This window comes from Marichromatium bheemlicum, assembly GCF_012276755.1.
Classification (GTDB): Bacteria; Pseudomonadota; Gammaproteobacteria; order Chromatiales; family Chromatiaceae; genus Marichromatium; species Marichromatium bheemlicum.
Window position 1 is genome coordinate 145,386 of record NZ_JAAXKX010000005.1, and the last position, 18,903, is coordinate 164,288.

The 18,903-nt window shown below is 68.4% G+C and carries 13 protein-coding genes and 1 riboswitch; of the genes, 3 read left to right on the forward strand and 10 right to left on the reverse strand.

Annotation, left to right across the window (positions count from 1 at the left end; translation table 11 throughout):
* Positions 1 to 21: 21 nt before the first annotated feature.
* The gene (locus HF203_RS05775; protein ID WP_168667536.1) at positions 22 to 1,845 is read right to left on the reverse strand and encodes an AMP-binding protein; all 1,824 of its coding nucleotides are present in this window, start codon (positions 1,843 to 1,845) and stop codon (positions 22 to 24) included.
* A gap of 334 nt (positions 1,846 to 2,179) precedes the next feature.
* Between HF203_RS05775 and HF203_RS05780 the strand changes: the two genes are divergently transcribed.
* Positions 2,180 to 3,244, forward strand: a complete 1,065-nt coding sequence (locus HF203_RS05780) for an efflux RND transporter periplasmic adaptor subunit (RefSeq protein WP_168667538.1) — start codon at positions 2,180 to 2,182, stop codon at positions 3,242 to 3,244.
* Entirely contained in the window at positions 3,237 to 6,494 is a 3,258-nt protein-coding gene (locus HF203_RS05785) for an efflux RND transporter permease subunit (RefSeq protein ID WP_168667540.1), read from the forward strand. Before HF203_RS05780 ends, HF203_RS05785 begins: the two co-directional genes overlap by 8 nt.
* Positions 6,495 to 6,895: 401 nt before the next feature.
* Here the strand turns inward: HF203_RS05785 and moaD are convergent, their stop codons facing one another.
* The 9 genes from moaD to HF203_RS05830 all read right to left on the reverse strand — a co-directional run bounded on the left by moaD (position 6,896) and on the right by HF203_RS05830 (position 15,614).
* Positions 6,896 to 7,150: a molybdopterin converting factor subunit 1 gene (moaD, locus tag HF203_RS05790; RefSeq protein ID WP_168667542.1), complete on the reverse strand. Its 255-nt coding sequence runs from the start codon at positions 7,148 to 7,150 to the stop codon at positions 6,896 to 6,898.
* A 7-nt stretch (positions 7,151 to 7,157) separates the two neighbouring features.
* Entirely contained in the window at positions 7,158 to 8,396 is a 1,239-nt protein-coding gene (locus tag HF203_RS05795) for a molybdopterin molybdotransferase MoeA (protein WP_168667544.1), read from the reverse strand.
* An 8-nt stretch (positions 8,397 to 8,404) separates the two neighbouring features.
* Entirely contained in the window at positions 8,405 to 8,935 is a 531-nt protein-coding gene (moaB, locus tag HF203_RS05800; protein WP_168667546.1) for a molybdenum cofactor biosynthesis protein B, read from the reverse strand.
* A 778-nt stretch (positions 8,936 to 9,713) separates the two neighbouring features.
* Positions 9,714 to 10,085 (reverse strand): diacylglycerol kinase, encoded by a 372-nt coding sequence (locus HF203_RS05805; RefSeq protein ID WP_168667548.1) that lies wholly within the window; start codon positions 10,083 to 10,085, stop codon positions 9,714 to 9,716.
* A complete protein-coding gene (gene gcvPB, locus HF203_RS05810; RefSeq protein WP_168667550.1) occupies positions 10,075 to 11,550 on the reverse strand; it encodes an aminomethyl-transferring glycine dehydrogenase subunit GcvPB in 1,476 nt (491 codons plus the stop codon). Before gcvPB ends, HF203_RS05805 begins: the two co-directional genes overlap by 11 nt.
* 105 nt (positions 11,551 to 11,655) lie before the next feature.
* The gene (gene gcvPA, locus HF203_RS05815) at positions 11,656 to 13,026 is read right to left on the reverse strand and encodes an aminomethyl-transferring glycine dehydrogenase subunit GcvPA (RefSeq protein ID WP_168667552.1); all 1,371 of its coding nucleotides are present in this window, start codon (positions 13,024 to 13,026) and stop codon (positions 11,656 to 11,658) included.
* Positions 13,027 to 13,135: 109 nt separating this feature from the next.
* On the reverse strand, positions 13,136 to 13,528 hold the full coding sequence (gene gcvH / locus HF203_RS05820; RefSeq protein ID WP_168667554.1) for a glycine cleavage system protein GcvH: 393 nt from the start codon (positions 13,526 to 13,528) through the stop codon (positions 13,136 to 13,138).
* A gap of 90 nt (positions 13,529 to 13,618) precedes the next feature.
* The gene (gene gcvT, locus HF203_RS05825; RefSeq protein WP_168667556.1) at positions 13,619 to 14,713 is read right to left on the reverse strand and encodes a glycine cleavage system aminomethyltransferase GcvT; all 1,095 of its coding nucleotides are present in this window, start codon (positions 14,711 to 14,713) and stop codon (positions 13,619 to 13,621) included.
* Between the two features lie 188 nt (positions 14,714 to 14,901).
* Positions 14,902 to 14,992, reverse strand: a riboswitch (glycine riboswitch).
* A 79-nt stretch (positions 14,993 to 15,071) separates the two neighbouring features.
* Positions 15,072 to 15,614, reverse strand: coding sequence for a zinc ribbon-containing protein (locus HF203_RS05830; protein WP_168667558.1), 543 nt, complete (start codon positions 15,612 to 15,614; stop codon positions 15,072 to 15,074).
* A 708-nt stretch (positions 15,615 to 16,322) separates the two neighbouring features.
* On the opposite strand from HF203_RS05830, the gene leuS reads away from it, so the two are divergent.
* Positions 16,323 to 18,875, forward strand: coding sequence for a leucine--tRNA ligase (gene leuS, locus HF203_RS05835; RefSeq protein WP_168667560.1), 2,553 nt, complete (start codon positions 16,323 to 16,325; stop codon positions 18,873 to 18,875).
* Positions 18,876 to 18,903 lie beyond the last annotated feature (28 nt).

The following is an 18,903-nucleotide window of genomic DNA, read 5'->3' on the forward strand; positions in this document are numbered from 1 at the left end:
ATTGTATGCGCTCAGCCGAGTTCAGGCAAGCTCCGAATCCTTGTACATGTGCGCGATGGCCTCGCCGTAGCGCTCGATCACCTTGTTGCGCTTGACCTTGAGGGTCGGGGTGAGCAACCCGTTCTCGATGGTCCAGGGCTCCAGGGTGAGGGTGACGCGTCGGATCTTGGCGTAGCCCGGGAAGTCGCGCAGCGCCGTGCGGATGCGTTTGATCGCCTCCTTGTGCAGCTTGGCGTTGGCGAGGCTTGCCGGGTCCTCAGGATCGAGCCCGAGTTCGAGCGCCAGCCCCGGCCAGAGGTCGGGGTTGAGTACCAGCAGCGCGCTGAGATAGGACTGCCCCTCGCCGAGCACCACCACCTGATCGAACAGCGGGTCGAGCGCGATGGCCAGCTCCATGTCGCCCGGCGGGACCTTCTCGCCGTTGGAGAGCACCAGGATGTCCTTGATGCGCCCGGTGATATAGATGTGGTTGTCCTCGATGCGTGCCTGGTCGCCGGTGTGCAGCCAACCGTCCTGGGCGAGCATCTTGGCGGTGGCGGCGTGGTTGTTCCAGTAGCCGAGCATGGTGTTGTCGCCACGCACCAGCAGCTCGTTCTCCGGACCGATGCGTACCTGCAGTCCGCGCAGGGGCACGCCGACGCTCGTGGGGATGTTCGACTGCAGGGTGTTGAAGCTGATCACCGGGCTGGTCTCGGTGAGTCCATAACCCTGCAACAGCGGCACGCCGAGCCCGATGAAGGTGCGGGCGACGTCGCTGGAGAGCGGTGCGCCGCCACTGACGGTGGCGCGCAGCCGTCCACCGAGACGCTGCTGGATGGGCTCGGCGACCTTGCGTCGCAGCAGTGGCCAGGCGAGCAACCAGGGGTGCCAGCCGGCCCGCCCCTGCTCGTACTCGAAGGCTCGCCAACCGGCGGCCACTGCCGCTCGGAACAGCCAGCGCACTGGCTTGGGGCGCTTGTCGAGCTGATCGACGATACGCTGATAAACGCGCTCGAACACGCGCGGGACGGCAATCATCGCCGTCGGACGGATGAGTTGCAGGTCCTCGGCGAGCTGCCCGATCGAGCGTGCATAGGCCACCCGCGAGCCGGCCATCATCGGCAGGTAGTAGCTGCCGGTGCGTTCGAGCATGTGCGAGAGCGGTAGGAAGGAGAGGAAGACGTCTTCGCCGTAGACGTCGATCTGGGTCAGTGCGCCGTGGGCGTTGCTGAGGATATTGCGATGGCTGAGCATCACCCCCTTGGGGCGGCCCGTGGTGCCCGAGGTGTAGACGATGGTCGCCAACGCGTCGGGGTCGCCGTCGCGTGGGGTCGGTGCCGGCGCCGTGGCCGGCAGCCAGTCCTCGGCGACCACTACGCGGGGGTCGGCCGCGGCACAGGCGCGCGAGGCCTCGCTCGCTTCCAACAGCACCACCCGCAGCGGCCAGGGCGAGTCGCCGATGGCCTCGGCCAGACGGCGCCAGCGCCCGAGATCCTGCACTAGCAACACCTTCACCGCAGCATCGTCGAGGATGTAGGCGGCGTTGTCGGCACGGTCGTCGGTATAGAGCGGCACCGTCACCAACCCGAGCCCGAGTGCGGCCTGGTCGAACATCACCCACTCGGGGCAGTTGCGCAGCAGCACCGCAACGCGGTCGCCGGGCTCCAGCTGCTCGCCGGCGAGCGCTTGGCGCCAGCGCGCCGTCGCCTCACCGATCTCGGCCCAGGTCAGGTCCCTCCAACCGCTGCCGCGCTCGAAATGGGTGTAGGCGATGCGCTGTGGCGAGCGCGCCACCCGTTGCAGGAAGAGCCCGTCCAGGGTTCTTGCTCGGTCGATCGGGATCAAATCCTCGGACCATCGGCTCACGAAACTGCCCTCTCCGCCGTGTTGCTTGTCTGGATCGGACGATCTGGCGCGGACCATCCGTCTGGGTGCGCTCGAGCCCGGGGACCGATCGGTGCGCGCGAGCGGCCGGCATCTCCCGCCCCTTGGGGCGGATCTGCTCGACTCAAGCCGGGCTACGGTATAAAGGCCGTCACCGATTTGCAATCTTTGTGCGTCATCTCCGCGGCTCGCCTCAGCGGTTGTTTGCGCCATACTGGGGCGGGTGATGCGGCGTACGGGTGTGTGGGTGGTTGTTGAAACGCCAAAGGCGCCGCAAATATAATTAAATTCTAATATTTTGACGGTTCCGAGTCCCATGCGTACCATCCCCCTGATTGCGGCGCTCGCCGCTCTCACCCCAGGCCTGCTCCAGGCCGCCGAGCCCCCCATCCTCGAGACCGCGGTCGCCGAATACCGCACCCTGCCGCGCGAGTACCGTCTCGACGGCATCGTCGAGGCGATCAACCGCACCACGGTCTCGGCCCAGACCCAGGGACGGGTCGAGGTCATCACCTTCGATGTCGATGACTACGTCGAGCAGAACGCCGTGGTCGCCCGCATCAAGGACACCGAGCATCGCGCCCGGGTCGCCCAGGCCGCCGCCGACCTCAAGTCGGCCTCGGCGCGGCTGCTGCAGGCGCGCGAGGAGTTCGAGCGCATCGAGGGACTCTATGCGCGCAAGAACGTCTCCGATTCGGCCATGGACAAGGCCACCGCCGATCTCGCCGCCGCCCAGGCCGAACTCGACTCGGCCACCGCGCGGCTCGAGCAGGCCCAGGAGCAGCTCGACTACACCCAGATCCGTGCCCCCTATTCGGGCATCGTCACCCACCGTCATGTCGAGATCGGCGAGACCCTGTCGCCGGGACAGCCGGTGATGACCGGCATCTCGCTCGACCAGCTGCGGGTGATCGTCGACGTGCCGCAGAGCGCCATCGCCTCGGTGCGCCACGAGCCGCGTGTTCGGGTTTATCTCCCCGACGACGAGGTGGTCGAGACCGATCGCATCACCGTCTTCCCCTTCGCCGACCTCGGCTCCAACACCTTCAAGGTGCGTGTCGAGCTGCCCGAGGGCACGCCGTCGCTGTTCCCCGGTATGTTCGTCAAGACCGGCTTCGTGGTCGGGGTCAAGGACGAGTTGGTGGTGCCGCGCGCGGCGGTGGTGCATCGCTCCGAGGTCACCGGCGTCTATGTGGTCGGTGACGATGGTCACCTGATCCTGCGTCAGATCCGCCTCGGTCGCGAACTCGACGAGGTGGTGGTGGTGCTCGCCGGGTTGAGTGCCGGCGAGCGCATCGCCCTCGACCCGATCGCCGCCGGAGTCGCACTCAAGGCCCAGGCCGAGGCGCGGCGTGCGGCCGTGGAGGCCGAACATGACTGAGCCGGTGCGACAGGGACTCGCCGGCGCCATCGCCGCGCGTTTCCAGAACAGCGAGATCACCCCGCTGCTGGCGCTGCTCGGGCTGCTGCTGGGGCTGTTCGCGGTCCTGGTCACCCCGCGCGAGGAGGAGCCGCAAATCGACGTCACCTTCGCCGACGTCTTCATCCCCTATCCCGGGGCCTCGGCCAGCGAGATCGAGCACCTAGTCTCGGGGCCGGCCGAGCAGGTGCTCTCCGAGATCCAGGGTATCGAGCACATCTATTCGGTCTCTCGCCCCGGCATGGCGGTGCTCACCGTCCAGTACGAGGTCGGCGAGGACAATACCGACGCCGTGGTGCGGCTGTTCAGCAAGGTGCTGTCGAAGCAGGACTGGTTGCCGCGCAACCTCGGCGTCGGCGCCCCCATCGTCAAGCCCAAGGGCATCGACGACGTCCCCATCCTTACTGCGACCCTGTGGTCGGACGATCCCGCCGTCGGTGCCTTCGAGCTTGGTCAGGTCGCCCATGCGCTCGAACAGGAGATCAAGCGCGTCCCCGGTACCCGTGACGTCTACACCGTCGGTGCCGCCGATCAGGTGGTGCGGGTACTGCTCGACCCCCAGGCGCTGGCCGGTTACGACATCGATCTCGACGATCTGCGCCGCTCGTTGCAGGCCGGCAACACCACCAAGGACAACCTCACCCTGACCGCCGACAACCGCGAGCTGCTGGTGCAGGCCGGTACCTTCCTCACCAGCCCGCAGGAGATCGCCGACCTGGTGGTCGGGCTGCACGCCGGGCGTCCGGTCTATCTGCGCGACGTCGCCCGGGTCGAACTCGGGCCGCAGCAGCCGACCACCTCGGTACGCATGGGCGCCGGTCCCGGCGCGGCCCATACCGGGCTGGAGTTGGCCGGCACCGTCCCGGCGGTGACCATCGCCGTGGCCAAGCTCCCCGGCACCAACGCCGTCGACGTCGCCGCGCGGGTGACCGAGCGGCTCGAACAACTGCGCGGCATCTTCATCCCCGACGGGGTCGAGTTCACCATCACCCGTGATTACGGCCAGACCGCCGACTACAAGGCCAAGAAGCTGATCACCAAGCTCATCTTCGCCACCAGCTCGGTGATCCTGCTGGTGTGGCTGACCATCGGTTGGCGCGAGGCGGTGATCGTCGGCGCGGCGGTCATCGTCACCCTGGCGTTGACCTTGTTCGCCTCGCTGGCCTGGGGCTTCACCCTCAACCGGGTGTCGCTGTTCGCGCTGATCTTCTCGATCGGCATCCTCGTCGACGACGCCATCGTGGTGGTCGAGAACATCCATCGTCACATGGCGCTGCACGCCAGCGGCGCGCGCCGGCGCCTGCTCGAGCTGATCCCGGGCGCGGTCGACGAGGTCGGCGGGCCGACCATCCTCGCCACCTTCACGGTGATCGCGGCGCTGCTGCCGATGGCCTTCGTCACCGGGCTGATGGGGCCCTACATGAGCCCGATCCCGATCAACGCCTCGATGGGTATGCTGATCTCGCTGGTGGTGGCCTTCGTCTTCACCCCGTGGATGACCAACGTCATGCTCGCGCGTCATTACGATGCCGCCCCCCAGGCCAGCGCCGGTCACGACGGCGAAGGGTCGAGCGGCGGCCGACTGGCGCGCTTCTTCGCCTCGATCATGACCCCCTTCCTCGAGGGGCGGCGCGGCTGGCGCAATCGTTGGTTCCTGTTGTTCGGTATCTTCGCGCTGATCGCCGCCTCGGTGAGCCTTGCGGTCAACCGCACCGTGATCCTCAAGATGCTGCCCTTCGACAACAAGAGCGAGTTCCAGGTGGTGCTCGACATGCCCGAGGGCACCAGCCTCGAACACACCGCACAGGTGCTCGCTGAGATGGGCGACTATCTCGCCGGGGTTGAGGAGGTCACCGACTTCCAGGCCTATGCCGGCACCGCCGCACCGATCAACTTCAATGGTCTGGTGCGTCAGTACTACCTGCGTGAGGGCGCACATCTCGGTGATCTACAGGTCAATCTCGTCGATCTGCACCACCGCGATCGCCAGAGCCACGAGATCGCGCTGGCGCTGCGCGCGCCCTTGCAGGAGGTCGCCGAGCGTCACGGCGGGGTGGCCAAGATCGTTGAGATCCCGCCCGGTCCGCCGGTGCTCTCGCCGCTGGTCGCCGAGGTCTATGGGATCGACTACGCCGGTCAGATCGAGACCGCGCGCGCGGTGCGCGCCCTGTTCGAGTCGACCCCGGGCATCGTCGACGTCGACGACTCGGTCGAGTACCCGGCCACCAAGCTGGTGGTGGTGGTCGATCGCGCCAAGGCCGCGCGGCTTGGGGTGGCGCAGTCGAGCATCGCCCAGGCCTTGGCCAGCGTGCTCGATGGCGAGGACATGAGCTATCTGCACGGCGCCGGGGTCAAGTACGCGGTGCCGATCCGTGTCGAGTACAGCGAGGCCGACAAGGCCGACGTCGAGCAGGTGTTGGCGCTGCGGGTGCGTGCCGAGGGTGGGGCGCTGGTGCCGCTCTCGGAGATCGTCGAGGTGGTCGAGACCGAGCGCGAGTACAGCATCTACCACAAGGATCTGCTGCCCGTGGTCTATGTCACCTCGGACGTCGCCGGTGCCACCGACAGCCCGCTCTACGGTATGTTCGCGATCTCCGCGCGGCTTGCCGAGACCATCGGGCTCGAACAGTGGTTCCTGCAGCAGCCGGGCAATCCCTATGAGAACAGTCTCAAGTGGGACGGCGAGTGGCAGATCACCTACGAGACCTTCCGCGACATGGGCGCGGCCTATGGTGTCGGGCTGATCCTGATCTATCTGTTGGTGGTGGCGCAGTTCCGCAGCTACCTGGTGCCGCTGGTGATCATGGCGCCGATTCCGCTGACCATCATCGGGATCATGCCCGGGCACGCCCTGCTCGGCGCCCAGTTCACCGCTACCTCGATGATCGGCATGATCGCCCTGGCCGGCATCATCGTGCGCAACTCCATCCTGCTGGTCGACTTCATCAACCAGCAGGTGCGCGAGGGCAAGGTGTTCGCCACGGCGGTGGTCGACGCGGCCGTGGTCCGCGCCCGACCGATCGCGCTCACTGCGGTTGCCGCCATGGCTGGCGCGGCCTTCATCCTCGACGACCCGATCTTCTCCGGGCTTGGGGTGTCGCTGCTGTTCGGCCTGTTCGTCTCCACCGCCCTCACCCTGGTGGTGATCCCGGTGGTCTACTACGGCGTGATGCACAAGCGCGTCGAGTGGATCCGCCGCGCCACCGGCTGATCGTCCCGCCAATCGCCGGTACGTCGGTTGGGTTGCCAGGGCGGCAACCCAACCCTCGTCGGCGCAGAAGACCGAACAGCTAAAGACTGAACCGCAAAGGCGCCAAGCGCGCAAAGTTTTTGCCGGTTGGGTTGCCCGTGCGTCTATTGCTCTATCGCTGTCCGGTGTTGGGTTGCCGATGGCAACCCAACCTACGTCCGGACCTGAGTTGTCAGCTCCCAGTCTCGTAGGTTGGGTTAACCGTCCGCCCGCCATGCCATCGACGAAGCTGCGGCGTTCGTCGACGGTTAACCCAACATCGGTGCGCGCCGCCAAGCGTCGAGGTCGGCGTTGGGTTGCCGCTGGCAACCCAACCTACGTGCTTGGCGTTCTTCGCCTCTTTGTGGTTCTTCTCCCCGACGCTAGCCCCCCGTCACCGGCGGGAAGAGCCCGATCTCGTCGCCGTCGCTGATCTCGGTCTCGGCGCGGGCGAGGGTGTGGTTGCGCGCCATCATCAGCCGTGGGGTGGCCTCGAGGGCCTCGCGCCAGGGGCTGCCGCGCGCGCTCAGGTGCGCGACCAGCGCGCCCAGGGTGTCGACCCCGACGGGGAGTTCGATGCGCTCCTCGTCGCGACCGATGCGCTCGCGCAGGCTGGCGAAGTAGCGGACGTGGATCATCGCGGTCTCAGTGCAGCAGCTCGGTGAAGGGGATGAACTCGACCGGGTCGCCCAGGGCGATCGCCACCCCGGGGGCGAGGTCGACCAGCCCGTCGGCCCACACCAGCGAGCGCAGCGAGGCCGAGGAGCGGCTGGCGAAGACCTCGACCCGTGGCTGTCCGCTGTCGTCCTCGACCAGCCGGGCGCGGTGGAACTCGCGGCGCTTGTCCGGGCGCGGCCAGGCGAAGGCGGCGGGCAGGCGCCGGCGACGCGGTGTGAGGTCGCCGCCGACGCCCTGCATCCGCAGCACTAGCGGGCGCACCAGCAGCGCGCAGGTGACGAACAGCGAGACCGGGTTGCCGGGGCTGCCGAAAAACGGGGTGTTGCCGATCCGCCCGAAGGCCACCGGCTTGCCCGGGCGGATCGCCACCTGGTGCAGCGCGAGCGTGCCGATGCGCTCGACGGCCGGGCGTACATGATCCTCCTCGCCGACCGAGACCCCGCCGCTGGCGATCACCAGATCGGCCGCGTCGGCGCCGCGGGCGAGCGTCTCGCAGGTCGCCTCCAGGTCATCGGGGATGCGCCCGAGATCGATCACCTCGCAGCCGAGCGCGCTGAGCATCGCCCCCAGGGTGAGACGATTGGAGTCGTAGATCTGGCCGGGGCCGAGTGGTGCGCCGGGCGCGACCAGCTCGTCGCCGCTGGCGCCGATCGCCACCCGCAGCCGGGGCCGCACCATGAGTTCGGCCAACCCCAGGCTGGCGGCGAGCCCGAGGTGCTGGGGGCCGAGCCGGGTGCCGGCGGCGATCACCTCGGTGCCGGCGGTGAAGTCCTCGCCGGCGCGGCGGATGTTGCCACCCGCCTTGCTCTCGGGCGGGATGCGCACCCGTTCGCCGTCGCGCTCGCACTGCTCCTGCATCACCACGGTGTCGGCGCCCTCGGGCACCGGGGCGCCGGTGAAGATCCGCGCGGCGCTGCCCGGCGCGAGCGGCGCGCCGACCGTGCCGGCGGTGATGCGCTGGCCGATCGGCAGCCAGCCGTCGGCGGCGGCGAGGTCGGCATGGCGCAGTGCATAGCCGTCCATCGCGCTGTGGTCCCAGTGCGGGACCGCCAGCGGGCTGCGCAGCGGTGCGGCGAGCACCCGACCGAGCGCGGCGGCGAGCGCCACCGGTTCGCTGGTGCTGGGTGTCGGCGCCTGTTCGAGCAGCCGCGCGAGCGCGGCCTCGAGTGACAGGGCGCGGGGAGAGGCGGGACAACTGGCGGACATCGCGGACCTCAACGTTCGTGGAGACGGGGCAGCAGCTGGGCGAAGTTGCAGGGGCGGGTGCGGCGGTCGAGCTGGGGGGCGAGGATGCGCTCCCAGGCGGTGCGACAGGCCCCGGTCGAACCCGGCAGGCAGAACAGAAAGGTGGCGTTGGCCAGCCCGGCGAAGGCGCGCGACTGCAGTGTCGAGGGGCCGATCTCGGCGAGCGAGTAGTGACGGAACAGCTCGCCGAAGCCCTCGATCTCCTTGTCGAGCAGCGGGCGCAGCGCCTCCGGGGTGCTGTCGCGGCCGGTCACCCCGGTGCCGCCGGTGCTGATCACGACATCGACGGCGGGGTCGGCGATCCACTGCGAGACCTGGGCGCGCAGTCGGTAGATGTCGTCGGCGACGACACAGCGCGTCACCACCTGGTGCCCGGCCGTGCGCGCGGCCTCCTCGAGCAGCGCCCCCGAGGTGTCGCTGGCGAGGTCGCGACTGTCGGAGACGGTCATCAACGCGATGCGCAGTGGTAGGAACTCGGGGGATTCGGTCGTCTGGGACATGCGGCAAGACTCCCTGCTGGCTCCGTGATCCGAGACGGGCGTGTACACGCCGTGCGTTCTGGTCATCATCGCCGCCCGCTGCGGGGCTGGCAAGGGGGCAGCTCCCAGCCGCCAGTCGCCGGGGCTGATGGCTGGGCGCTGGTTGCTGGTTGCTGAACGCTGATTCGAACCGCAAAGACGCCAAGCGCGCGAAGCAAGTCTGTAGGTTGGGTTGCCAACGGCAACCCAACGCCGACCTCGATGCTTGGCGGCCGCGCCACGATGTTCGGGGGTTAACCGTCGCCGAATGCCGCAGCTTCGTCGATGGCATGGCGGGCGGACGGTTAACCCGACCTACGAGACTGGCTCAGTCTGTAGGTTGGGTTGCCAGCGGCAACCCAACGCCGACCTCGACGCTTGGCGGCCGCGCCGCGATGTTGGGTTAACCGTCGCCGAACGTGGCAGTTTCGTCGATGGCATGGCGGGCGGACGGTTAACCCAACCTACGAGACTGTAGGTTGGGTTGCCAACGGCAACCCAACGCCGACCTCGATGCTTGGTAGCCGCGCCGCGATGTTGGGTTAACCGTCGCCGAACGCCGCAGCTTCGTCGATGGCATGGCGGGCGGACGGTTAACCCAACCTACGAGACTGTAGGTTGGGTTGCCAACGGCAACCCAACGCCGACCTCGACGCTTGGCGGCCGCGCCGCGATGTGGAGTTAACCGTCGCCGAACGTGGCAGTTTCGTCGATGGCATGGCGGGCGGACGGTTAACCCAACCGACGAGACTGGCTCAGATCAGAAGAGCTTGGGCACCAGCAGCAACGCCCAGACCACCACGCACAGGGCGATGCTGGAGAACACCGCCGCCGAGGCGATGTCCTTGGCGCGTCCCGAGAGTTCGTGGCGTTCCGTGCCGATACGGTCGACGTTGGCCTCGATCGCCGAGTTGAGCAGCTCGACGATCGGCACCACCAGCAGGCTGGCGACGAGCAGCGCGCGCTCGACCGGGGTCTCGCCGAGCCACAGCCCGAGCGGGACCAAGGGGATCAGCAACAGCAGCTCCTGGCGGAACGCCTCCTCCAGCTCGAAGCAGGCCCTGAAGCCCTTCATCGAATAACCGAAGGCGCGCACCACCCGGCGCCAGCCCTGGTTGCCGTTATTGGCCATCGCCGTCCTCGTCGGCCTGCTGCGGGGTCCAGGCGAGATCGAGATGACGTGCCGCACGTACCTCGTCGAGACGCCGCCGTGGCATGGTGTGGGGCGCGTCCTTGACCCGCTGCGGGTCCTCCTGGGCCTCGCGACGGATCGCGATCATCGCCTCGACGAAGCCGTCGAGCGATTCCTTGGTCTCGGTCTCGGTCGGTTCGATCAGCAGGCACTCGGGCACCAGCAGCGGGAAGTAGGTGGTCGGGGCGTGGAAGCCGTGGTCGAGCAGCCGCTTGGCGAAGTCCATGGCGGTGACGCCGTACTCCTTGGCCTCGTGCTTGAGGGTGATGATGAACTCATGGCTGGCGCGCCGCTGCGGATAGGCCAGCTCGAAGCCGGCTTGTTGCAACCGTGCCATCAGGTAGTTGGCGTTGAGGGTAGCGAAGTCGGCCGCCCGCGCCATGCCCTCGCGCCCGAGCATCCGCGCATAGACATAGGCGCGCAGCAGGATGCCCATGTTGCCGCCGAAGGTGGTCATACGACCGATGGTCTCGGGGCGATCGGCCTCGGTCAGCCAGCGATAGCCCTCGCCCTCACGCTCGACCATGGGCACCGGCAGATAGGGCGCGACCCGCGCCGAGACGCCCACCGGACCGGCACCCGGACCACCGCCGCCGTGCGGGGTGGAGAAGGTCTTGTGCAGGTTCATGTGGATGACATCGAAGCCCATGTCGCCCGGACGCACCTTGCCGAGGATGGCGTTGAGGTTGGCGCCATCGTAGTAGAGCAGGCCGCCGGCGTCGTGGACGATGCCGGCGATCTCCTCGATGTTGCGGTCGAACACCCCGACGGTGCTCGGGTTGGTGAGCATGATGCCCGCCGTCTGCGGGCCCACCGCCGCCCTCAGCGCCTCGACGTCGACGTCGCCGTCGGGCCCGGTGGGGATCTCGCGCGCCTGGTAGCCGCACATCACCGCCGAGGCCGGGTTGGTGCCGTGGGCGGCGTCGGGGATCAGCATCTCGGTGCGGGCGTGGTCGCCGCGCGCGAGGTGATAGGCGCGGATCATTGCCACCCCGGTCAGCTCGCCCTGGGCGCCGGCAGCGGGCGCCAGCGACACCGCGCTCATCCCGGTCACCGCCTTGAGGATCTCCTGCAGGTCGTGGAGACAGGCCATCACCCCCTGGCCGTATTCGACCGGCGCCAGCGGGTGGCGCTCGGCGAAGCCGGGCAGTGCCGCCAGGCTGTTACACACCCGCGGGTTGTACTTCATGGTGCAGGAGCCGAGCGGGTAGAAGTGGGTGTCGATGGAGAAGTTCTGCTGCGACAGTCGGGTGTAGTGACGCACCACCTGCAGCTCGGAGACCTCGGGCAGCCGTGGGCGTTCGCGCCGGCGCAGTTGCGCCGGGATGCCGGTCGGCTCGGGGGCTTGGCTCGGGGCCAGGGCGCTGGCGCGGCGTCCGGGGCGGGATTGGTCGTGGATCAGCATGGCGATAGGGTCCGTCGAGTGATGCGCCCGGCGCGGCCGGGCCGGTGTCTGTGGACATGCGTCGCCCGCTCGGTGGACGCCGCATGTGCTCCGGGTGGTGCCTGCTCAGGCAGCGTTGAGGATGGTGGCGAGCGCGGTGGCGTAGCGCTGCATCTCCTCCTCGGTGCGCTGCTCGGTGGCGCACACCAGCAGCATGTCATCGAGTTCGGGATAGTGCTCGCCGAGGGCGCAGCCGCCGAGCAGGTCGGCCTCGCTGGCCAGCCGCTCGAGCACCGTGTTCGGCGCTTGGGGGAGACGCAACGCCTGTTCGTGGAACACCGCGCCGCTGAACGCGCGCTCGACCCCGGGCAGGGCGCAGAGCTGGTCGCAGAGCCGTGCGGTATTGGCGTGACAGGTGCGCGCGACCTGCTCCAGTCCCTCGGTCCCGAGCAGCGCCAGGTGGATGGTCGCGGCGGTCACCATCAGTCCCTGGTTGGTGCAGATGTTGGAGGTCGCCTTGCTGCGGCGGATGTGCTGTTCGCGCGCCTGCAGGGTGAGGGTGAAGCCGGGCTTGCCGTCGGCATCGAGGGTGCGCCCGACGATGCGCCCCGGCATCTGCCGCACCAGCGCCTGCTTGCTGCAGAGGAAGCCGGCGTAGGGCCCGCCCGAGGACAGCGGCATGCCGAACGGCTGGGCCTCGCCGCAGGCGATGTCGGCGCCGGCCGCGCCCCACTCGCCGGGGGGCGTGAGCAGTGCCAGCGCCAGTGGGTTGACCACCGCTACGGCCAGCGCACCCTGCTCGTGGGCCCAGTCGGTGAGGGCGTCGACCGCCTCGAGCACGCCGAAGAAGTTGGGTTGGTTGATCACCACTGCCGCCAGGCCCTGGTCGCCGGCGAGCGCGGCGCAGCGCTCCACCGGGGTCTGGCCGCTGGCGGCGTCGAAGTCGACCTCGATCAGCTCCAACCCCTGGGGCTCGACGATGGTGCGTACGGTACGGCGATAGAACGGGTGCAGCGCACGCGGTATCAGCACGCGCTTGGACTTGCAGCGGCGGTTGGCGCGTACCGCCATCAGCAGCGCCTCGGCCAGTGCCGTGGCGCCGTCGTAGAGCGAGGTGTTGGAGGCATCCAGTGCGGTCAGCGCGGTCATCATCGACTGGAACTCGTAGAGCACCTGCAGCGTGCCCTGGCTGGCCTCGGCCTGGTAGGGGGTATAGGCGCTGTAGTACTCGCCACGGGTGGCGATCTGCCACACCGCCGCCGGGATGTAGTGATCGTAGGCGCCGGCACCGATGAAGCAGCTCGGTTGCTCGTCGCCTTGCGCGCGCAGCCGCATCAGGCGGGTGATGGCCTGCTCCGAGAGGGCGGGCGGGATCTCGTCGCGCTCGCCGCTGCGCAGCGCGGCGGGGATCTCGTCGAACAGGGCCTCGATCGAGGGTGCCCCGATGGTCTGGAGCATCGCGGCGATGTCGTCGTCGGTGTGGGGGATGAAGGGCATGATCAGGATTCCGGGGCCCGCGGCGCGGGCGCGTCTGCCGTTGTACGGGACCAGCGCGCGCCGCGCGCCGGAGGAGGGTGCCGGTCCCGGGCGGGACCGGCGGCTGGGCTCAGTCCTCTTGCTCGAGCACCTTGGTGTAGGCCGCGGCGTCGAGCAGGGCGTCGAGTGCGCTGGCATCACTCGGCGCGAGACGGAAGATCCAACCCTCGGCGTGCGCGCTGGAGTTGATCAGCTCGGGGGCGTCGCCGAGCGCCGCGTTGGCCTCGAGCACCTCGCCGGCGAGCGGGGCGTAGATGTCGGAGGCGGCCTTGACCGACTCGACCACGGCGCAGGCCTCGGCGGCGGCAACCTGGCGCCCGACCTCGGGGGCCTCGACGAAGACGATGTCGCCCAGCGCCTCCTGGGCGTGGTCGGTGATGCCGACGGTGACGCTGCCGTCACCGTTGTCGCGCACCCACTCGTGGCTCTTGGTGTATTTCAGATCGGCGGGGATGTCGCTCATTGGGGGTTCTCCGTTGCGGTCTGCGCGCAGACGCTCGATGTCATGGCCGCCACGGTGATCCGTGGCGGTTTCGGGTTCGATTCGGGGGGCTCAGGCGAGTTCGATCAGCGCCTTGCCGTGGCGTGCGAAGGGGGGCTTGACCACCCGCGCGGGGACGGCCTTGTCGCGGATCAGTACCGTGCAGTGTTCACCGATCGTCGGGGCGACGCGGGCCAGCGCGATCGAGCCGCCGAGGGTAGGGGCGAAGCCGCCGGAGGTGACCTCGCCGGCGACCTCGCCGTCGATCAATACCGGCTGGTGGCCGCGCAGCACGCCGCGTCCCTCCAGCACCAGGCCGACGAAGCGGCGCAGCCCGCCGCGTTCACGCTGTGCCGTGAGTGCGGCGCGACCGATGAAGTCGCGCTCGGCCGGTTCCCAGGCGACGGTCCAGCCGAGCCCGGCCTCGAGCGGGCCGGTCTCCTCGTCCATGTCCTGGCCGTAGAGGTTCATCCCGGCCTCGAGGCGCAGGGTGTCGCGCGCGCCCAGGCCGCAGGGTTGCACCCCGGCCTGCTCCAGCGCCTGCCACAGCGTCGGGGCCTCGACGGCCGGGAGCATGATCTCGAAGCCGTCCTCGCCGGTGTAGCCGGTGCGCCCGACGAACCAGTCGTCGTGCTCGGTGGCGAAGAAGGGGGCGAGCCCCCCAGCCCGTTCGGCCAGCGGCGCGGCGAGCAGCGGGAGGGTCTGGGCGCGGGCCTCGGGGCCCTGCACGGCGATCATCGCCAGGTCCTCGCGCGGTTGGATGTCGACCGCGAAGCCGGCGCGTTGCTGCGCCATCCAGTCGAGGTCCTTGGCGGCGGTGGCGGCATTGACCACCAGGCGATAGTGCTCGGGGCCGCGCAGATAGACGATGAGGTCGTCGATCACCCCGCCCTCGGGGTTGAGCATGCAGCTATAGAGCGCCTTGCCGGGCTGGGTAAGGCGGGCGACGTCGTTGGCGAGCAGGTGACGGAGGAAATCGCTCGCCTGCGCGCCCTGGACATCGACCGGACGCATGTGGGAGACGTCGAACATGCCCGCGGCGCGGCGCACCACATGGTGCTCCTCGAGCTGCGAGCCATAGTGCAGCGGCATGTCCCAGCCGCCGAAGGGAACGATACGCGCGCCCAGACGCACGTGCTCTGCAAACAGGGGGGTACGTGATCCCATCCGACTCTCCGCTAGGCTGATTGGGCCGCCGTATGGGCGACCACGAAACGATGCCGCCGGTCGTTGCGACCGTGCGGCATCGCCCCTCTGTCTCAGACCTGAGAGTTTGCTGACGGTAACCGGGTGGTTGCGCCGCCGCTGCCCCGTCGGTGGGCCGCGCTGGTGGCGGCCGCTCTCCAGAGTCGGTCCTCGTTCCCGCAGTCCTTTTGCCTGAGCGATTCCGGGCGATGTTGCGCCTTCGGCGCCGGCGAAGCTGCCGGTCTCTCCCGCGGGACATGACACGAGCGGCCACTATAAGCGTGTACCCAGCCGATTTCCACCCCCGCGCGCGGGCATGCGCTCGCGCGCGTCGAACGGCTCAAGCCCGTTGCTTGTCGCGTCCGGTGGGGTTGCGCCGGAAGGCGGTGGCGCCGCACTCGGCGCAGGGCGGGATGCGCCCGGCCTTGACGAAGTGGGTCTCGGCGCCGCACTTGTCGCACACCAGGGTGCCGGGGCCGGTGATCTCGCCGGCCTGATAGAGGCTCATCCGTCGTGCCGTCTCGGCGATCTGGGCGAGCTGCAGCCGGGTCTGGTCGGCGACCTGGGTGAAGGCCTCGAACAGTCGCTGCTCCATCAATTCGAGGTCGAAGCGCCACCAGTCACGGATGTCCTGGCCGGTCTCGGCGACGAAGCCGGCGGCCTCTTCGAGATCTCGCCGGATGTAGTCGGCGACACGCTGTGCCTCCTCGCGGCTGAGTTCACCGAGTTCGACGAGATTGTCGCGGGTCTTGTCGAGCACCTCGCGCAATCTCGGCGCCGTCTCGTTCTGCGCCTGCTCGATCGCCTCGTGCGCGTCCTCGAGCATGCGTTCGTAGGCGCGTACCAGCCGGTCGTCCTTCGGGGTCTTGTCTTGATCGCTCATGATCTGTCTCTCCAGTGGTCCATCGGACCATCTTGGGCCGGCATCGGCCCGGGGCGAAGACAGCGGGCATCGGCCGATACCCGGTGTTGGATCGCGTCGACTCCAGCATAGCAAAAGGGTGCTAGCGGGACTCGGCGGGCGGGATCTTGAACCGCCAAGACACCGGGGTCTTGAACCGCAAAGACACAAAGAATACAAAGGATTTTGAAGGCAATCGCTGCGTTTAGGGTCTTCCAGGCCGCACTGCCGAAGCGTGGCCTGGCGGTTGCCGATACGGCCATCCTGCGCGGTGGTTCGTGCCCGCATGATCTCCGTTGGGCAAAGGGGACGATGTGGCTGCTGGCTGATGAAGGCTTTTCCCCTTCGTGTGCTTGGTGTCTTTGTGAGGTTCAATGAGGATGGAGCCGCAAAGACCCAAAGGACGCGAAGGGAGCGACAGCCTTCTGCAAACAGCCTTCAGTATCGGTGTGCGGTCAACCGCGACGCGACGAGACAAGCCAGCCCCCTCACTGGAGGCTGGCAGCTGGAAGCCTTTCTTCATCTTCGCGCTCTTGGCGCCTTTGCGGTTCAAGACCCCGGTGTCTTTGCGGTTCAATCTCTCGATCGCCGGCCACCGACGGCTGCCTCCCCCCCGGTCGCCGTGCATCGTCGAGCTGGGTTATGCTTTCGTCATCATTCCAACCCCAGTTGTCACAAGACCGAAGACCCATGCAGACCGATTACGATCCGTGCGCCGTCGAGGCCGCGGCCCAACGCTATTGGGAAGAGCACCAGTCCTTCAAGGCCGTCGAGGACACCTCGCGCGAGAAGTTCTACTGCCTGTCCATGTTCCCCTATCCCTCGGGGCGGCTGCACATGGGGCATGTGCGCAACTACACCATCGGCGACGTGATCGCGCGCTATCAGCGCATGCTTGGCAAGAACGTGCTCCAGCCGATGGGCTGGGACGCCTTCGGCCTGCCGGCGGAGAACGCCGCGATCACCCACGGCATCCCGCCGTCGCAGTGGACGCGCTCGAACATCGCCTACATGAAGGACCAGCTCAAGAAGCTCGGTTTCGGCTACGACTGGGACCGTGAGCTGGCCACCTGCGACCCCGACTACTACCGCTGGGAGCAGTGGCTGTTCACCCGGCTGATGGAGAAGGGCCTGGCCTATCGCGCCAAGGCGATGGTCAACTGGGACCCGATCGACCAGACCGTGCTCGCCAACGAACAGGTCATCGACGGGCGTGGTTGGCGCTCCGGCGCGCCGATCGAGAAGCGCGAGATCACCCAGTGGTGCGTGCGCATCACCGACTATGCCCAGGAGCTGCTCGACGCGCTCGACGGGCTCGACGGCTGGCCGGAGCGGGTGCGCACCATGCAGCGCAACTGGATCGGCCGCTCCGAGGGCGTGCACATGACCTTCGGTGTGGCCGACAGCGACGAGACGCTGGGCATCTACACCACCCGCCCCGACACCGTGATGGGCGTGACCTATGTCGCCGTCGCCGCCGAGCACCCGCTGGCGCGGCGTGCTGCCGAGACCGATCCGGCGCTCGCCGCCTTCATCGAGGAGTGCCGCCAGGGCGGGATCTCCGAGGCCGAGATCGAGACCATGGAGAAGAAGGGTCACCCGCTCGGCATCGACGCCATCCATCCGATCACCGGCGAGCCGGTGCCGATCTATGCCGCCAACTTCGTGCTCATCGGCTACGGCACCGGCGCGGTGATGGCCGTCCCCGCGCACGACCAGCGCGACTGGGAGTTCGCCGAGCGCTACGGCATCGCCAAGCGCGCGGTGATCCGCCCGGCCGATGCCGAGGGCTGCGACATCAGCGCCGCGGCCTTCACCGACAAGGGCGTGCTGTTCAACTCCGGCGAGTTCGACGGTCTGACCTCCGAGCAGGCCTTCGACGCCATCGCCACCTGGCTCAGCGAGCAGGGCAAGGGCGAGCGCACCGTCAACTTCCGCCTGCGCGACTGGGGCGTATCGCGCCAGCGCTACTGGGGCTGTCCGCTGCCGGTGGTCAATACCGCCGACGGCGAGGCGCGCGCCGAGACCGAGCTGCCGGTGCGTCTGCCCGAGGACGTGGTGGTCGACGGCTCCGGCTCCCCGCTCAAGCGCATGCCCGAGTTCTCCGAGCTGGGCAACGGCGAGACCCGCGAGACCGACACCTTCGACACCTTCTTCGAGTCGAGCTGGTACTACGCCCGTTACTGCTCGCCGGACTGCGATACCGCCATGCTCGACGAGCGCGCCAAGTACTGGCTGCCGGTCGATCAGTACATCGGCGGCATCGAGCACGCGGTGCTGCACCTGCTCTACGCCCGCTTCTTCCACAAGCTGATGCGCGACGAGGGCCTGGTCGACTGCGACGAGCCCTTCACCAAGCTGCTCACCCAGGGCATGGTGGTGGCCGAGACCTGGTATCGCGAGGACGCCGACGGGCGCAAGCAGTGGTTCAACCCGACCGAGGTCGAACCGGTGCGCGACGACAAGGGCCGGGTGGTCTCGGCGGTGCTCAAGGCCGACGGCGAGCCGGTGACCTATGGCGGCATCGAGAAGATGTCGAAGTCGAAGAACAATGGTGTCGACCCGCAGGCGCTCACCGAGCGCTACGGCGCCGACACCGTGCGCCTCTACACCATGTTCACCTCGCCGCCGGACCAGTCGCTGGAGTGGAACGACGAGGGCGTCGAGGGCGCCTTCCGCTTCATCAAGCGGCTGTGGGCGCTGGCCACCGCTGAGGCCGAGGCGATCCGCGCCGGTGCCGCCCCGGCCGACCTCGACGAGGCGGCCAAGGCCGCGCGCCTGGAGATCCACGGCGCGCTCAAGAAGGCCCTGTTCGACTACCAGCGCAACCAGTTCAACACCGTGGTGTCGGGCTGCATGAGCATGGTCAACACCCTCTACCGGCTGGAGTCGGCGGCGCGCGCGCAGGTGCTGCGCGAAGGCGTGAGCATCGTGCTGCGACTGCTCGGTCCGATCGCGCCGCACGTCACCCACCACCTGTGGCGTGAGCTGGAGCTGGGCGAGGACATCCTCTCGGCGCCCTGGCCGGAGGTCGACGAGTCGGCGCTGGTGCAGGACAGCATCGAGTACGTGGTGCAGGTCAACGGCAAGGTCCGCGCCAAGATCAAGGTCGCGGCCGATGCCGACAAGGCGGCGATCGAGGCCGCGGCGCTGGCCGACGAACACGCGCGCAAGTTCATCGGCGAGAAGGCCGTGCGCAAGGTGATCGTGGTGCCGAAGAAACTGGTCAACATCGTCGCCTGAGCCGTGGTCACGACCGTGACGCAGCGCG

What these genes read in the sequence shown, in the direction of transcription:
- gcvPA (WP_168667552.1), bottom strand. Translation starts at nt 13,026, where the DNA reads ATGCCCTTCATCCCCCACACCGACGACGACATCGCCGCGATGCTCCAG.
- HF203_RS05830 (WP_168667558.1), bottom strand. Translation starts at nt 15,614, where the DNA reads ATGAGCGATCAAGACAAGACCCCGAAGGACGACCGGCTGGTACGCGCC.
- moaD (WP_168667542.1), bottom strand. Translation starts at nt 7,150, where the DNA reads ATGATCCACGTCCGCTACTTCGCCAGCCTGCGCGAGCGCATCGGTCGC.
- gcvH (WP_168667554.1), bottom strand. Translation starts at nt 13,528, where the DNA reads ATGAGCGACATCCCCGCCGATCTGAAATACACCAAGAGCCACGAGTGG.
- moaB (WP_168667546.1), bottom strand. Translation starts at nt 8,935, where the DNA reads ATGTCCCAGACGACCGAATCCCCCGAGTTCCTACCACTGCGCATCGCG.
- HF203_RS05805 (WP_168667548.1), bottom strand. Translation starts at nt 10,085, where the DNA reads ATGGCCAATAACGGCAACCAGGGCTGGCGCCGGGTGGTGCGCGCCTTC.
- HF203_RS05795 (WP_168667544.1), bottom strand. Translation starts at nt 8,396, where the DNA reads ATGTCCGCCAGTTGTCCCGCCTCTCCCCGCGCCCTGTCACTCGAGGCC.
- gcvT (WP_168667556.1), bottom strand. Translation starts at nt 14,713, where the DNA reads ATGGGATCACGTACCCCCCTGTTTGCAGAGCACGTGCGTCTGGGCGCG.
- gcvPB (WP_168667550.1), bottom strand. Translation starts at nt 11,550, where the DNA reads ATGCTGATCCACGACCAATCCCGCCCCGGACGCCGCGCCAGCGCCCTG.
- HF203_RS05785 (WP_168667540.1), top strand. Translation starts at nt 3,237, where the DNA reads ATGACTGAGCCGGTGCGACAGGGACTCGCCGGCGCCATCGCCGCGCGT.
- leuS (WP_168667560.1), top strand. Translation starts at nt 16,323, where the DNA reads ATGCAGACCGATTACGATCCGTGCGCCGTCGAGGCCGCGGCCCAACGC.
- HF203_RS05780 (WP_168667538.1), top strand. Translation starts at nt 2,180, where the DNA reads ATGCGTACCATCCCCCTGATTGCGGCGCTCGCCGCTCTCACCCCAGGC.